Origin of the sequence: Flavobacterium sp. (genome assembly GCF_029242675.1) — a bacterium.
Lineage (GTDB): Bacteria > Bacteroidota > Bacteroidia > Flavobacteriales > Flavobacteriaceae > Flavobacterium.
The window spans coordinates 23,827-38,407 of record NZ_JAQWTM010000007.1; the positions used below are offsets into that span (position 1 = coordinate 23,827).

Sequence of the window (14,581 nt, forward strand, 5' to 3'; positions counted from 1 at the left end):
AAATCCAAGACTACGATAGCCACTGCATGGAGTTTTTTTCTATCTTTGTTTTTCGCTCAAAAAACAAGAATAAATGGGTTTAGTTACCGCCAAAGAAGTTGCCAAAGCAATAAATGCTGATAAATATGGGGTTTTCGGAACCTTTTCGGGTTGGTTATTAATGAAAGTCCTGAAGATATCTACGCTTAATAAGTTTTACGACAGTAACAAACACTTAAAAGACATTGATTTCCTCAATGCTATCGTAGATGATTTACAAATAAAATTTGAGATCCCTGATGAAGATTTGAAGCGACTACCCAAAGAGGGCGCTTACATCACAATATCTAATCACCCACTTGGAGGAATAGATGGTGTTCTATTACTGAAATTGATGTTAGAAAGAGAGCCTAATTTTAAAATTATCGCCAATTTTCTTTTACATCGAATAGCCCCTTTAAAAGAATACATCATGCCTGTTAATCCTTTTGAAAATCACAAGGATGCTAAATCAAGCGTGGTAGGGATAAAAGAAACGTTGCGCCATTTAAGCGATGGCAAACCTTTAGGGATGTTTCCTGCAGGTGAAGTTTCCAGCTATAAAGACGGCCAATTAATGGTCGACAAACCTTGGGAGGAAGGCGCTATTAAAGTAATCCGAAAAGCACAAGTTCCTGTTGTTCCTATTTATTTTCATGCAAAAAACAGTAGGCTTTTTTACCTACTTTCAAAAATAAGCGGCACCTTGCGTACTGCTAAATTACCTTCGGAAGTTTTTAGTCAAAAGCATCGCGTGATTAAAGTGCGAATTGGTAAACCGATTTCTGTTGCGGAACAAAACGAACATGTTTCACTTGAAAGTTATTCTGAATTTTTAAGGAAAAAAACATACATGCTTGCCAATCCTTTTGAAAAAGAGAGCAAATTGCTGACGCCTCCTATTTTAAAACTTCCAAAGAGCCCGAAAGAAATTGCTACTCCGGCCAATGTTGATAAAATGACTATCGAAGTAAACGCATTACGAGATACGGATTGTAGGTTATTGCAAAGTAAAAACTACGAAGTATTTTTTGCGGCAGCTAAAAACATACCCAACATACTACACGAAATTGGGCGCTTGCGTGAAATTACGTTTAGAGAGGTAGGAGAAGGTACAAATGAATCTATTGATTTAGACAAATTTGATCAGTATTACCATCATTTATTTCTTTGGGACGAGGACGCTAAGAAAATCGCAGGTGCTTATCGGATGGGATTGGGGTCAGAGATTTATCCTAAATATGGTATTGAGGGGTTTTACCTAAATGAACTGTTTCGTTTTGAGCCTGAGCTTCATGACATGATGAACAAATCGATCGAAATGGGTCGCGCTTTTATCATTAAAGAATACCAACAAAAACCAATGCCTCTTTTCTTGTTGTGGAAAGGAATTATTCATACCACCTTGCGTTTTCCTGAACATAAGTTCTTACTTGGAGGTGTGAGCATAAGCAATCAATTTTCTGATTTCTCAAAATCATTGATGATCGAGTTTATGAAATCTAATTATTACGATCCATACATCGCACAGTACATTCACCCTAAAAAGGCTTATAAAGTAAAACTTAAAGATGCTGATAAAGATTTCATTTTTAATGAAACCGAAGCCGATTTAAATAAATTTGACAAAATTATTGATGAGCTAGAACCAGGTGTTTTACGCTTACCTGTTTTGATCAAAAAATACATCAAGCAAAATGCTAGAGTGGTAGCTTTTAATGTAGACCCACTGTTTAATAATGCTGTAGATGGTTTAATGTACATTAGAATCGCTGATATTCCTGAAAGCACTATGAAGCCCGTTATGGAAGAGTTTCAAGCTGAATTAGAAAGAAAATTAGCAGATAAAGAGGATTAGTTTACCTCCAGATGGATTCCTTTACGATCTCATCGAGAGAATGCCGTTGTATGAAGTAAACAATTCGAATTAAATGATATACGCCCAAGAAAATAGCCAAACCATAGGCTATTTTTTTGTTATACAACAAACTGTTAAAGTATTCTTTTTTAGTAATTAACTCTGTGCCTAGCACAAGTATCGTAACCACGCAAAATACTACTACAAAGGGACCTAAAATATGGTAATACAAACTTTTTAGAAGATCTCCTTCGTAAAAATAAACAAGTGACTTAGTGATACCGCAGCCAGGGCAAGGAAAACCCGTAAGCATTTTTAAAGGGCAAAGTGATTGATCTGTTTCCAGATGCGCATCTTGATTAAAAAACAATAAAATTAACGGAACCATCAATGTGACTACTGCCGCGATAATTCCGTAAATTTTACGTTGTGCTTTTGTATTAATTGTAAAGTTTATTAATGTCATTTTGAACAATCATTGCTGCAGCCATAGGAAAGAAAAAACCTAAAACAATCAATAAGGTCGAATCATCCTTATGAGGATAACCAATACGTTTGTAAACTTGAGGTAATCCTTCGCGACCCGCTAAATAAAAGAAATAAATATTAATTGGAAAACAACAGCCCGAAAAAATAGCTATTGGCGACGAAATTACTTCTCTTTCCGCCACTGCGTTTAAAACTTCAGCGATTTTAATATTCCAATAAATATGATACAATCCGCAGGTTACAAATCCTAAGATTAATACCATGATCGGGTCTACTTTAAATACTGGGATCGGTTTATTGGATTGATTCCAATGTTCTGTTTTTGTGGTTTCCATTTTTTTGGTTTAGTTAATAAAGTGTTATTTATAGAAATACTTTGTCGATTGGTTCCCAAAGTTCAATTTTATTTCCTTCAGGATCCACAATCCAACCAAATTTTCCATACTCATAAGTCTCCATCTTACCTATTATTGTTACACCTTCATCAGCTAATTTTTTTAACAAATTCTCAAGGTCCTCTACGCGGAAGTTTTGCATGAATTGTTTTTCGCTTGGCGCAAAATAAGTTGTGTCATTCGCAAAGGGAGACCATTGCGTAGAACAATCGTTCCCGCTTTTATCTTTCCACCAAAAAGTAGAACCGTATTCATCGGTTTTTAAACCTAAATGTTTGCCGTACCAAGCCACTAGCGCTTTTGAATTTGTAGATTTAAAGAAAAAACCACCAATTCCTGTTACTCGCTTATCCACGTTTTCAACCTCGGGCTCACCGAAATACTTGTATTTCACTTTGTCGACAATCACTTGTGCAAGCCGCTCATGACTCTCAAAGGTCCAACCCGCAACATGCGGTGTTAAGATTACATTGGGTGCCTCTAGTAAATATTGAAATGCCACTGGTGAGCTATCCTCTTGAAACAACGTTTCAAATGAAAGTTTTTCATATTCTAAAACATCCAGTCCAGCACCAGCTATTTTTCCGGTCTTCATCGCGGCCACGAGATCTTCGGTTACTATATTTTTTCCTCTTGACGTATTGATAATCCATATTGGATTGGTAAATCCAGCTATGAATTTCGCATCGACCATACGGTCCGTCTCAGGAGTCCACGGCAGGTGTAAACTTAAAACTTCTACTTTTTGCTGAAATTCATCAAAAGCGACTTGCTTTGCATTAGCATCACCCACATTATCAAGAATATCGTAGCACAAAACTTCGACATCAAAACCACGTAGTTTTTTTGCAAAAGCTTTACCCATGTTTCCGTATCCGATGATACCAACCGTTTTACCATCAAGTTCATGACCCCGATTACTTTCGCGGTTCCACTGTCCGGAACGAATTTCTCTGTCGGCTGTATTTAGCTTGTTAAAAAGGGAAAGAATCATTCCCAAAGTATGCTCAGCAACTGCATTCCTGTTGCCTTCCGGAGCAGCGATTAAGGTTATGTTTTTACTTGTAGCATAATCACAATCTATACTTTCGAGGCCGGCACCTACTCGAGCAATAAACTGTAAGTTTGTCGCTTTTTCAAGAAAGTGCTTATCGATCTTAAAGCGACTACGAATAACGATTCCGTGATACTCGTGTATTTTAGACTCTATTTCTTCCTTAGACGAGCTAAAATCAGTTTCGTTTATACAACCTAAATCCTGTAGTCCTTGCATTAAAACGGGATGGTTACTGTCGATATGCAGCACTCTAATTTCTTGTTTCAAAATAGTTGTGTTTGATTAGATAATGGATCAAAGTTACAAATCTTAAGACTACCCAACAGTTGATTGGCAAGTTTGATACTAAAATTTATAAAAAAAGGCTTGTAATAGGAAAACCAATAAGCCATGCTGTAGCGGTGATTTCTAAAAAATGGAAAATAGCACCATAAAAAAACCCATTTTTAAAACAAATTTGTTTAAAAATGGGTTTGTCTTCAAATTAATACAAGGAGTGTTTTTGCGTCATACTATTTACTTTATTGAGCAATTACTTGCTGATTAATAATTATAGTCGTGAAACGCTTTGACCACCGAATAAAAAATTTGAAATTGCGTCGTAAAAACTGTCAAATAACTTTTTCATGATAATAGGTTTTAATTGTTTAGTTTAAAACATTAGTTACTAGGATAAAAGATCGACTTGAGTACTTAACTAAGTTACGAAAAAAGGAACAAATTCAAAACCTTTTAACGTTTTCTATGATCGCCCTGTTTTTTCGATAAACGACAGCTTTCTCAAAATTTAATACAACTTAACTTATTGTTATGGTGTATCTTACAACTTAATTAATGAACTTAGACCACTAACAAACCTATAGAACAGTTCAAAATTATCCTTTTATTTGATTCAAAGACGTTTTGATCCCTCTGATCAATGATGAGCTAAATCCATGCATCTCCATTTCGTTTAAGCCTGCGATTGTGCAGCCTTTTGGAGTGGTAACACGATCTATCAATTGCTCTGGATGTACCTGCTCTTCCATAATCATTGCAGCAGCACCTTTTACCGTTTGAGCCGAAATGGCTAAAGCAGTTTGCCAATCAAATCCAATTTCGATTCCCGCTTGCATAGAGGCACGAATATAGCGCAAAGCAAACGCGGTTCCACTAGCAGCAAGTACAGTAGCGGCGTCCATTAATTTTTCATCAATAACTGGCGCTGTCCCTAAATCCTTAAACAAGGCAACTAATTGCTGCCCTTGAACTGCATGCTGCTCTTGAAAAGAAATACAAGTAGCTGACTCTCCAAATTGCGCGGCGATGTTTGGCATAATTCGAATGGCTTGATTCTCCAAACCAATCTTATTTTGCAGTGATTCTATTGACAAACCACTAACTGCAGAGGCGATGATTTTATTCTTTATGAACGGCAAAATTTCGGCTAAGACCAAATCTACTTGATATGGTTTTATGGTTAAGATAATAATATCTGCCTTTTCAATTCCTGCCGTATTATCTGCGGAAAGCATCACGCCAACCGCTTCTAAATGCTGAATCTTACTAATCGTTCGTCTAGTAACTGTTATCTGATGACCACTGGAGAATTTAGCAAAACCTAGTGCTACTGAAGCACCTAAATTTCCGCCTCCTATAATGTGAATATTCATAATCTTGGTTGTTAGTTGGTTGTAGTTGTTTAGTAGTAGTTGTTGATAAATTAAAACCCTAATATCATTCTTGCAATAGAGAAATAAATTAAGATTCCACAAATATCATTGCTTGTCGTTATAAAAGGTCCCGTAGCCAATGCGGGGTCGATCCCAAATTTATCTAGTAACAAGGGAACAAATGTTCCTATTAAGGATGCTATGATAATCACAGATATCAAAGCACAGCAAATCACGAACCCAATTATAGGCGGCTCACCCAATAAAAAATAGCTGCCCGTAAATAAAATAGCCGATAAAATCGCACCATTTAATAAACTCAAAGCAATTTCCTTGATTAGACGATTAAATAAAGAACCACTCAAAGTATTGTTTGCTAAACCTTGCACAATAATCGCTGAAGACTGTACCCCAACATTCCCTGCCATAGCCGCAATTAGTGGCGTAAAAAAGAATAAATTACCGTGTTCGAGCATCGCGCCTTCAAACAAACCTAAAACTCTAACCGTAATAAAACCTCCTAATAAGGCTAAAACCAACCATGGCAATCGCGCCTTGGTTAATTCTAAAATACTATCATCGGCTTCAACGTCTTGGGAGATACCCGCTGCTAATTGGTAATCCTTATCGGCTTCATCTCTAATTACATCAATAATATCATCAATAGTAATACGCCCTACTAACCTGCCCATCGCATCGACAACAGGAATAGCTTCAAGATCGTATTTTTGCATGATACGAGCCACCTCAACATCTTCGGCATCCACATTAACGAAAGTTACTTTTTTAATGTAAATATCTGCTATTTGTGTTTTAGTAGAGGTAGTCAATAAGTCCTTTAAAGATAAGCGTCCTTTTAACCTGTTTTCATCATCAACTACATAGATCGAATGCACTCGTGAAACGTTTTCGGCCTGTGCACGCATTTCCTTTACACAAGTGAGTACGCTCCAGTTTTCGTTTACTTTTACTAGCTCTTTCCCCATTAAACCACCCGCCGAATCCTCGTCGTAGCGCAATAAGTCAATAATGTCCTTGGCGTGCTCTAAATCATCCAACTCTGAGATTACTTCCTCTTTTTTGGATTGCGAAAGCTCAGCGATGATATCCGCAGCATCATCGGTATTTAGCTCATCTAGCTCCTCAGCGATTTCTTTGGCAGATAAGCGTTTAAGGATATTCTCTCTTAAATCATCCTCTAATTCTAGTAATATCTCGGAGGTTTTCTCTGAATCTAATACCTTGAAAATATAAGTAGCCTCATCAAAATCAAGTTCATCCAGAATCTCTGCTATATCAGCATGGTGCATGTCATGAAGCAGGCGTTCTAACTCCCGATCATTTTTATTGACAATGTGCTGTTCTAATTCGAGTATTAAGTCTTTACTGATTTTAAATTCCATCGGCTTCTATTTTTTGGGTCAGTGCTATAAATTCGGCTACATCTAGCTGCTCTGGTCGCAAGTTAAAAACAAGGTCTTCTCGCAAAGCATCTGAAAGGTTTAATGTTTTCAAGCTATTGCGCAATGTTTTTCGGCGTTGCTGAAAAGCGGTTTTAACAACCATATAGAATAACTTTTCGCCGCAAGGCAAACTAAAATCTTCTTTTCGACGCATGCGCATCACGCCTGATTTTACTTTAGGTGGCGGAATAAATACATTTTCATCTACAGTAAATAAATACTCTACGTCATAAAAGGCTTGCGCCAAAACGGAGAGAATCCCGTAAGCCTTACTACCCTTCTTCTCACAAATACGCTCAGCCACTTCTTTTTGAAACATTCCTGCAAACTCGGGAATTTGATGTTTCAACTCCAAAGTTTTAAACACAATTTGAGTCGATATGTTGTATGGGAAATTCCCAATAATAGCGAACTGTTTCCCTTGAAAGACTTCATTGATATCATAGCGAAGGAAATCCTTCGAAATGATTTTGTCTTTTAATTTTGGATAATTAGCATCTAAATAATCTACTGATTCTGTATCGATTTCAATTACATAGGTGTTTATAGGTTTGTCTAACAAATACTTCGTTAAAACACCCATTCCTGGTCCTATCTCTAAAACATCTTCGTACCCTTCAAGATTGATAGTGTCAGCAATTGCTTTTGCAATGCTTTCATCCTTTAAAAAGTGTTGTCCGAGGTGTTTTTTAGCTTTTACTTTTTCCATTTTCTTGTATTAAACACATCGGCTGTTAGGTACAATGTGTAATTATGATTCGAGCCCCAACCTAGTTTTATGTCTAAAGCTAGCTTCGAACCGTTTGTAACAAATCTTAATGATCTGAAATCACTTGCAGCTCCGTTCTAAAAGCCAATACTTTTTCGCCAAATAATTTTTCAATCTCTGCTCTAAATCCTGGTGCATCTTCTTGATAATACCTTTCCAAAGTATCTTTACTGTCAGTTGTGTACTGTGCTGAGTAGGTTACACCGCCCATTTCTTCTTCGATTAAAACACGAACCAATCGCGCTGAAACAAACTTACCGGTTGCTAAAATTTCTGGAATATGCTTGTGCTGCATCCAAATCATCCATTGATCGTGAATACTTTCGTGCACATTACTGGTAACATTATATATGATCATTGTATTTTATTTATTGATTGTTATTCGTTTATTGACAGTAGTACTTTTAAAATACCTACCGTTCTATTCATTTATAAGTTTAGATCGCCGCGTAGTTGCCTGAATTTCTTTCTAGCCTCAACAAAGTAAATACTATCTTCATGGTTAAAAATAATTTTCTCGTACAGTGGTTTCGCTTTATCGGGTTCTTGCAGTTTGTTATTGTATATTTCTGCCGAAAAAAACAGCGCTTCATCAGTATAGATGCCATCATTATGATGGTCTATAATATTTTGATATTGGCTCAAGGCCAAATTATATTCGCCCATTTTTTCGTAAACAGTTCCAAGTCGTAATAAAGTAACGCTTTCGATTTCTTGTCCTTTAAATTTTTGTAATATCGACTGGAAAAGTGCAACTGCCTCTGTGTTTCTATTTTGATATAACAGATAATCACCTTTTGCAAAAACACCTAAGGCGGTTTGTGTCGAATCTGCTACCGTGTTATCATTAATGAGTAAAAAATACTCCAAGGCATCATTAGCGATAAGCTGCGTACTAGCTGACTTAAGTTCTTTAAACTGCTTTAAAGCCCAATCAAAATCGGTTTTAAAATAACTAGTTTTTGCTGCTTTCAATGTTGCTTCATGAGCCATAGCGTCATTTTTAAGATCCATTTCAATTTGAGAATAATAAATTAAAGCTTGGTTGAATTTTTCTTCGAATAATAAAACATCCGCTAGTTCCATTTTTACCTGAGCCTGCTCATAATTACTTAAATTAAGGTCCAGTGCTCGCTTTAAAATTGTTCTTGCTTCCTCAGGTTTATTTAAATTGAAAGCAATAAAATGGGCTTGAATTAACTGTAAAGACAAAGTAAATGGACTAAGTTCGAATTCTTTAATCAAACCATCAATAGCTGTTGTAATGGCAGGATAATCCTTTGCTTTAGCATTTTGAATTTTAATTTTTAACAAATAAGAATGGGCTTGAACCAATAACTGCAAATCTTTGGTGTTTTCTAAAACAAATCCCAAAACCTCTGTAGCTGTCTCTTCATCATTTTCTTGAATAGCGAGCTGTGCTAAGTTTATTATATTGGAGAGTGATTCAGGCACTCTTTTATAAATCGCTTTTTCTTGTACAAAAGCTTTACCCAATTCTTTTCCTTGCACATAAAACCAACTCAAATAATGATTCCAAAAAAGATCTTGCGATTTTTGAACCCTAACAATCAATGCTTTTCGTAGCGCGTCACTAAAACTAGTATCGCTGGCATCCGCCATAAAGCGCATGAACTGACTTTGAATCACTACTGAATTTTCTGGGTGTGCCTCGGCTTCATCCAAGAACATTTCAATCATTTTATCGGATTGCCCTAATTGTCCGTACAACAGTCCTTTTTGATAATTAAAACTAAAAGTGGGTAACATTTGAGTAGCGATATCATAAGCTTCCAAAGCATATTCTAGTAACACTTTTTTTTCAAAAGCGGCAGCAACAGCAAAAACCTCATTTGGATTTTTCCGAATCTTATCTATAGCTTGGTCGTAACACTCCTTAGCCTTAGTATCTTTTTTTTGTAATTGATAATTATAGCCAAGCTCTACCAAAATATTACCTTGATGGTATTTATCAATCCTGCTTTGCAGGGCTTTGTCCGCAATTTCATATTGTTGTAGTTGCTGGTAACAATCGACAACTCTTAGAAAATATTGAGTGTTTTGCGGCACATTTTCAAGTAATTCCTCGTAACTTAATTTTGCTTTCTCAAAATCTCCTTTTTCATAATAATATTGCGCCAACTGTTCGTTTTGAGCTTGAGCAAAAAACGAAAATGACAAAATAGTAAGAAGAAAGAGCTTTTTCATAATTAATGCTTTTATTCACAAAAGCTTCGTTAATCGCAACCCAATTTAACCGCAAATTCGCAAATTTCAATTACTTTAAAAAAGAAAAAATTTGCGAATTCTCGGTTACTAAAAAAGGCTAAAATTTAATCAATAATATCAAACCCGCAATACGGTCGCAGTACCTCAGGAATTACAATTCCTTCCGGACTTTGATAATTTTCGAGAATTCCTGCCAGCACTCTTGGTAATGCCAATGAACTTCCGTTAAGGGTGTGCGCTAGTTGATTTTTACCATCTTTATCTTTAAAACGTAACTTTAATCGATTTGATTGAAACGTTTCGAAGTTGGACACTGAAGAAATCTCTAACCATCGGTCTTGCGCTGTTGAGAAAACTTCAAAATCGTACGTCAAAGCCGAAGCAAAACCCATATCTCCGCCGCACAAACGCAGGATACGATATGGTAATTTCAACTCGTCTAAGATGTGCTTTACATGCTCTACCATTCCGTCTAGCGCTTCGTACGATTTATCAGGATGCTCTACGCGTACAATTTCGACTTTGTCAAATTGGTGTAAACGATTCAAACCGCGAACATGTGCTCCGTAAGAACCTGCTTCACGACGAAAACACGGTGTGTATGCTGTTGTTAGAACAGGTAATTCATTTTCAGATAAAATAACATCTCTAAATAAGTTAGTCACAGGCACCTCAGCTGTTGGAATTAAATACAAATCATCGGTTGCATCATGGTACATTTGACCTTCTTTGTCCGGTAATTGTCCTGTTCCGTAGGCCGAAGCTTCGTTTACAAGATGTGGCACTTGCACTTCGTTGTAACCAGCTTCAGTGTTTTTATCTAAAAAGTAATTGATTAAAGCGCGTTGTAAACGTGCTCCTTTACCTTTATAAACAGGAAAACCAGCACCGGTGATTTTATTTCCTAGTTCAAAATCAATAATATCATATTTTTTCACCAACTCCCAATGTGGTTGTGCTCCTTCATGCAATACTGGAACCGTTCCTGCTTCAAAAACATTTAGGTTTTCCTCGGGTGTTTTACCCACAGGAACAATGTCGGCAGGAAGATTAGGTAAAGTATATAATTTGTCCGTAAGCTCTGCTACATAAGCATCCGCTTGTTCGGCTAATTTTTTACTTTTCTCCTTATTGATTACTGTCTTTTCTTTTAAAATTGCTGCTTTAGCTTTTTCACCCGATTTCATCAGTTCACCAATGTCTTTGGATAATTTATTAGATTCGGCTAGAATATTATCTAATTCAACTTGGGTAGCACGACGTTTTTCGTCTAATTCAACTACGGCTTCTACCACAGTTTTGGCGTCCATATTCTTTTTTGCCAAAGCTTGAATTACCTTCTCTTGATTCTCTCTAATAAATGCAATTTGTAACATAGTGTGATTTTTATAACTAGTATCTTTCTTATTGTGGTAGCAAATTTAAGTAATTGTTTGCTACTTACACGACAAAGTACAAATGAAAAGTGAGATATAAAGCTTCATTAAAGCAAAAAGCAAGCTAGCTTTAGAATTTTACACCTAATCCTATTTTTTTCGGTAAAAACAGTAAATTTGCTTTTTAACTATTTAAAAACAATCTACCGTCATGAAAAAGCTTTTCCTTTTACTCCTTCTAGTTTTACAATTTAATCTAAGTGCACAAGAATATAGAGGAGATTATCAGGAATGGTCGTTAGAGTTTAATGTTGGGGTGAATAAGCCCTTTAACACTATGAGTTCGGGCTATTTTACAACTAGTCCTAGTTTTTATCATGTGGATTTAGGAACACGATACACTTTCAATCCTTATATTGGTATCAAAGCAGACCTTGGGTATGACAAATTTAAAAACAGCAAAGATTCTCAAGAATTTGAAACCAACTATACAAGATTTAATATCCAAGCAGTTACGGATGTTGGCTACGCACTTGGCTTGTACAATAGAGCCGAACGAGTTGGTATACTGTTTCATGCTGGAGCAGGAGTTTCTCAATTTAAAAATGATTCAAACAATAGAAAGGACAAATTGATTAATGTCATATACGGCCTTACTACAACCTTAAAGATTTCGAACAATGTATCCCTGAGTGGCGATATTTCGAGTTTGATGCATGCGAAACAAATTTTAAATTTTGATGGAACATCTGAAACAGCTTCTCAGTCTGGCTTGAAAAACAATTTGCTTAACTCCTCTGTAGGTCTTATTTACTTTTTTAGAAAATAAGCGTTACATTGGCTACCAATTAATTATCCTTTCTCTTTTTATTGTCCGCGACAAATTACTGTATAATGTAATTCAGAAAATAAAGATTTCAAACCAATTATTTAATTTCATGTCTAAATCATATCTATTTTGATATTTGGTTTAATGATGAAGATATTACTAGGTGAATTAAAAAAATTGCAAATGTTTAATAATTATTTTTGAAGAGACAAAACAGTAAAGGTTTAAATTTTTGAGGTAGCAACTAAGCTCTTTTAATCTCATGACCCACGAACTCTTCCAGAGCAGCGAACATCTCATCTACCGAAAGTACCTCGGTATCAGGATGCGATTGTAAGAAAGCAGCATTTAAGTGTACTAAATTTTCTTCGATTTCGTAAAAGGTATCACTATTCATCAAGTCTCGAACGGGGTTTACGCCTTCTAGTTTCCCTTTAAAAAACTTATCACGCTTAACTGAACTCATTAAACTCACTTTTTTGCACTGCTCTTTAAATAAAGCTAGATGTTTTTCGGCGCCTAATAATTGCAAACCCTCTTCAATTAGTTCATTAAGTTCTTTGTTCCAACGTGAATTGTAGACAAATTGTGCAAAATTACCCTCAGTGTATTGTGAAGTATAGTAGTCAAGGTAGTAACTCATTAACGCATCTTCATGAATCAAATCGTCATCGATTTTTTCCTCACGCATTAAGTTGATTACTGATATATTTGAGTTGATAATATCTTGTGGGTTTTCGCTAGCGGCCGCTGTTTCTGAAATAATTATTTTACCGAATTCCATGACGTTTCTTTTTAGAGAGTTTATGGCAAATTTCGGGGAAATAATTGAGTTGCACCTATTTTTAAACGCAAATTAATTGCAGCTACTCTTATCGACGAATAGTATTTGCCACAGATTCATAGCTTTTTTTAAAATTCCTCGCTCTTCTTTTGTTGATTCATTTTCGTAACTAAAGCTTTTAAGCGCAAGGCTTTTTCCTTTTTCTCTTCCTGTACTTTAGCCTTTTTACGATTTAATAATTTGGTGTGTAAGGCTTTATTTTTAGTGTTTTTTTCGGGTCCTTTAGGCATGGCTATTTATTTTATACAATTTACTGATTGTTAAATTGATAAACATTAATTTTTCATTTTTCCATCTAATTTAATTTCAAATTCAGGTTTGATACGTTTTTTTAAAAACAGTATTTGCCCTAAATGACTGGATTGATGTTCCATTACGTGAAACCAACAATATTGGTTACTTATCCCATTTCCTTTTTGAACCTCGGCGAACCAAGTATCGTCTCTCTTTTTTAATTCACTGATAGTTTTTTCTCTAACTTCATTGTAAATAGCTAGATAATATTGAATATCGTGCCCTTTAAAATCATCTCTACCACCTTGATCCAGAGCTAATGCAGCACCCCATTTTTTCTCTTCTTCTGCATTAAACTCTCTGTTTTCAAATGTAAAAACTTGATAGTACGCCTCGGCTGCAGCTAAATGCATTACTAAAGCTCCTATTCTATTTGCATCTTTATCGAGTAAATAATCAATTTCATATTTACTCATGTTTTTTACAGTATTTTCTACTCGCCCTTTTAAATCTTCTAGCATTGAAATCATCGCTCCAATTTGAGGAGAAACACCTTCAATGTCCCCAATTTTTCCAAATTCTTTATATTTGATGCCACTTCCCTCAATTTGTATACTTGCAGCACCATCTTTACTATCGGTTACAGAAGTAATTTTATACTCTTTAACCTTAAGGTTTTGGTTATTTAAAACACCTATATTCCATTTTGGTATTGCATTATTCTTAGGCGGTATTTCAAAACTCGAATTTGGAATTTGCACGGCTGTTAGAACTCCTTTATCATTTTCGATGAACAATTCAAATTTATCAAAATAGAATTTTCCGTTATATAAAGACAAGCCACCAAAACTTAGCGATTTTGAATTTGAATCAATTGTTCCTTCGACAGTATAAGATTTCCATTCATTCAATTTTACGGGTCGGTCACTCATGTTATCAAAAAAACCAGTTTTGTTATCTTTGTTATCTACTCTAGCCCATACACCCGCCCAAGAATTTGCGTCCTGCGAATCTACTTTTACAAAAGCAACTATTTTAAATTTTTTTGGCGAAGCTGTCTTTACGTCAATTGTTTGGTTAAAAGAAGTCCAATCTTGACTAATTTCCTTAGTTGATTGAGAATAAAGCGATGCTAATGTTAACAAATAAACGATCGTAATTAATTTTTTCATATTAAACCTAATTTAATAGTTACAGAGTTTCATAAATTAATTAGTCACTGTAGCTCTTTAAGTTCTCAAAAATACTCTTTTCTTACAAAAAAAATCATTCTAAACCATTCTTTCTCCATTTATCTTTTCGAGGAACGAAGCAAACCCACTAACAGGAGTAATAATCTAGATGGAATTACTAGATGCGATTGCTTCG

The 14,581-nt window shown here is 35.5% G+C and carries 14 protein-coding genes and 1 pseudogene; 2 read left to right on the forward strand and 13 right to left on the reverse strand.

What is annotated here, in order from left to right; all coding sequences use genetic code 11:
• Window positions 1-73: 73 nt before the first annotated feature.
• The gene (locus tag P8M54_RS00325; RefSeq protein ID WP_300283719.1) at window positions 74-1,876 is read left to right on the forward strand and encodes a lysophospholipid acyltransferase family protein; all 1,803 of its coding nucleotides are present in this window, start codon (window positions 74-76) and stop codon (window positions 1,874-1,876) included.
• A gap of 1 nt (window position 1,877) precedes the next feature.
• Here P8M54_RS00325 and P8M54_RS00330 read toward each other — a convergent pair whose 3' ends face one another.
• The 10 genes and pseudogenes from P8M54_RS00330 to serS form a co-directional block, all read right to left on the reverse strand.
• The gene (locus P8M54_RS00330; protein WP_300283721.1) at window positions 1,878-2,342 is read right to left on the reverse strand and encodes a DUF2752 domain-containing protein; all 465 of its coding nucleotides are present in this window, start codon (window positions 2,340-2,342) and stop codon (window positions 1,878-1,880) included.
• Window positions 2,317-2,700, reverse strand: coding sequence for a DUF4234 domain-containing protein (locus P8M54_RS00335; RefSeq protein ID WP_300283723.1), 384 nt, complete (start codon window positions 2,698-2,700; stop codon window positions 2,317-2,319). The genes P8M54_RS00330 and P8M54_RS00335 overlap by 26 nt, the downstream gene beginning before the upstream one ends.
• Before the next feature lie 28 nt (window positions 2,701-2,728).
• On the reverse strand, window positions 2,729-3,169 hold the full coding sequence (locus tag P8M54_RS16305) for a VOC family protein (protein ID WP_366525106.1): 441 nt from the start codon (window positions 3,167-3,169) through the stop codon (window positions 2,729-2,731).
• Window positions 3,149-4,033, reverse strand: a pseudogene (locus tag P8M54_RS00340) (2-hydroxyacid dehydrogenase); the annotation flags it as partial. The gene P8M54_RS16305 and the pseudogene P8M54_RS00340, both read right to left, overlap by 21 nt.
• Window positions 4,034-4,692: 659 nt before the next feature.
• Window positions 4,693-5,469, reverse strand: coding sequence for a pyrroline-5-carboxylate reductase (gene proC, locus P8M54_RS00345; protein ID WP_300283725.1), 777 nt, complete (start codon window positions 5,467-5,469; stop codon window positions 4,693-4,695).
• A 50-nt stretch (window positions 5,470-5,519) separates the two neighbouring features.
• Window positions 5,520-6,872: a magnesium transporter gene (gene mgtE / locus P8M54_RS00350; protein ID WP_300283727.1), complete on the reverse strand. Its 1,353-nt coding sequence runs from the start codon at window positions 6,870-6,872 to the stop codon at window positions 5,520-5,522.
• Window positions 6,862-7,641, reverse strand: a complete 780-nt coding sequence (rsmA, locus tag P8M54_RS00355) for a 16S rRNA (adenine(1518)-N(6)/adenine(1519)-N(6))-dimethyltransferase RsmA (RefSeq protein ID WP_300283729.1) — start codon at window positions 7,639-7,641, stop codon at window positions 6,862-6,864. The genes mgtE and rsmA overlap by 11 nt, the downstream gene beginning before the upstream one ends.
• Before the next feature lie 106 nt (window positions 7,642-7,747).
• A complete protein-coding gene (locus tag P8M54_RS00360; protein WP_300283731.1) occupies window positions 7,748-8,059 on the reverse strand; it encodes a DUF4286 family protein in 312 nt (103 codons plus the stop codon).
• A gap of 71 nt (window positions 8,060-8,130) precedes the next feature.
• On the reverse strand, window positions 8,131-9,909 hold the full coding sequence (locus tag P8M54_RS00365; RefSeq protein ID WP_300283733.1) for a tetratricopeptide repeat protein: 1,779 nt from the start codon (window positions 9,907-9,909) through the stop codon (window positions 8,131-8,133).
• A 125-nt stretch (window positions 9,910-10,034) separates the two neighbouring features.
• Window positions 10,035-11,306 (reverse strand): serine--tRNA ligase, encoded by a 1,272-nt coding sequence (gene serS, locus P8M54_RS00370; RefSeq protein ID WP_300283735.1) that lies wholly within the window; start codon window positions 11,304-11,306, stop codon window positions 10,035-10,037.
• Window positions 11,307-11,517: 211 nt separating this feature from the next.
• On the opposite strand from serS, the gene P8M54_RS00375 reads away from it, so the two are divergent.
• Complete coding sequence (locus tag P8M54_RS00375; protein WP_300283737.1) at window positions 11,518-12,135, forward strand: outer membrane beta-barrel protein; 618 nt, start codon at window positions 11,518-11,520, stop codon at window positions 12,133-12,135.
• Between the two features lie 244 nt (window positions 12,136-12,379).
• On the opposite strand, the gene P8M54_RS00380 is transcribed toward P8M54_RS00375, so the two are convergent.
• The 3 genes from P8M54_RS00380 to P8M54_RS00390 form a co-directional block, all read right to left on the reverse strand.
• A complete protein-coding gene (locus tag P8M54_RS00380) occupies window positions 12,380-12,919 on the reverse strand; it encodes a hypothetical protein (protein WP_300283739.1) in 540 nt (179 codons plus the stop codon).
• A gap of 128 nt (window positions 12,920-13,047) precedes the next feature.
• Window positions 13,048-13,209: a hypothetical protein gene (locus P8M54_RS00385; RefSeq protein WP_300283741.1), complete on the reverse strand. Its 162-nt coding sequence runs from the start codon at window positions 13,207-13,209 to the stop codon at window positions 13,048-13,050.
• 45 nt (window positions 13,210-13,254) lie between these two features.
• Window positions 13,255-14,385, reverse strand: coding sequence for a DUF664 domain-containing protein (locus tag P8M54_RS00390; protein WP_300283742.1), 1,131 nt, complete (start codon window positions 14,383-14,385; stop codon window positions 13,255-13,257).
• Window positions 14,386-14,581 lie beyond the last annotated feature (196 nt).

What these genes read in the sequence shown, in the direction of transcription:
- P8M54_RS00385 (WP_300283741.1), bottom strand. Translation starts at nt 13,209, where the DNA reads ATGCCTAAAGGACCCGAAAAAAACACTAAAAATAAAGCCTTACACACC.
- P8M54_RS00360 (WP_300283731.1), bottom strand. Translation starts at nt 8,059, where the DNA reads ATGATCATATATAATGTTACCAGTAATGTGCACGAAAGTATTCACGAT.
- rsmA (WP_300283729.1), bottom strand. Translation starts at nt 7,641, where the DNA reads ATGGAAAAAGTAAAAGCTAAAAAACACCTCGGACAACACTTTTTAAAG.
- proC (WP_300283725.1), bottom strand. Translation starts at nt 5,469, where the DNA reads ATGAATATTCACATTATAGGAGGCGGAAATTTAGGTGCTTCAGTAGCA.
- P8M54_RS00335 (WP_300283723.1), bottom strand. Translation starts at nt 2,700, where the DNA reads ATGGAAACCACAAAAACAGAACATTGGAATCAATCCAATAAACCGATC.
- P8M54_RS00330 (WP_300283721.1), bottom strand. Translation starts at nt 2,342, where the DNA reads ATGACATTAATAAACTTTACAATTAATACAAAAGCACAACGTAAAATT.
- P8M54_RS00365 (WP_300283733.1), bottom strand. Translation starts at nt 9,909, where the DNA reads ATGAAAAAGCTCTTTCTTCTTACTATTTTGTCATTTTCGTTTTTTGCT.
- P8M54_RS00325 (WP_300283719.1), top strand. Translation starts at nt 74, where the DNA reads ATGGGTTTAGTTACCGCCAAAGAAGTTGCCAAAGCAATAAATGCTGAT.
- P8M54_RS00380 (WP_300283739.1), bottom strand. Translation starts at nt 12,919, where the DNA reads ATGGAATTCGGTAAAATAATTATTTCAGAAACAGCGGCCGCTAGCGAA.
- P8M54_RS00390 (WP_300283742.1), bottom strand. Translation starts at nt 14,385, where the DNA reads ATGAAAAAATTAATTACGATCGTTTATTTGTTAACATTAGCATCGCTT.
- P8M54_RS00375 (WP_300283737.1), top strand. Translation starts at nt 11,518, where the DNA reads ATGAAAAAGCTTTTCCTTTTACTCCTTCTAGTTTTACAATTTAATCTA.
- mgtE (WP_300283727.1), bottom strand. Translation starts at nt 6,872, where the DNA reads ATGGAATTTAAAATCAGTAAAGACTTAATACTCGAATTAGAACAGCAC.
- serS (WP_300283735.1), bottom strand. Translation starts at nt 11,306, where the DNA reads ATGTTACAAATTGCATTTATTAGAGAGAATCAAGAGAAGGTAATTCAA.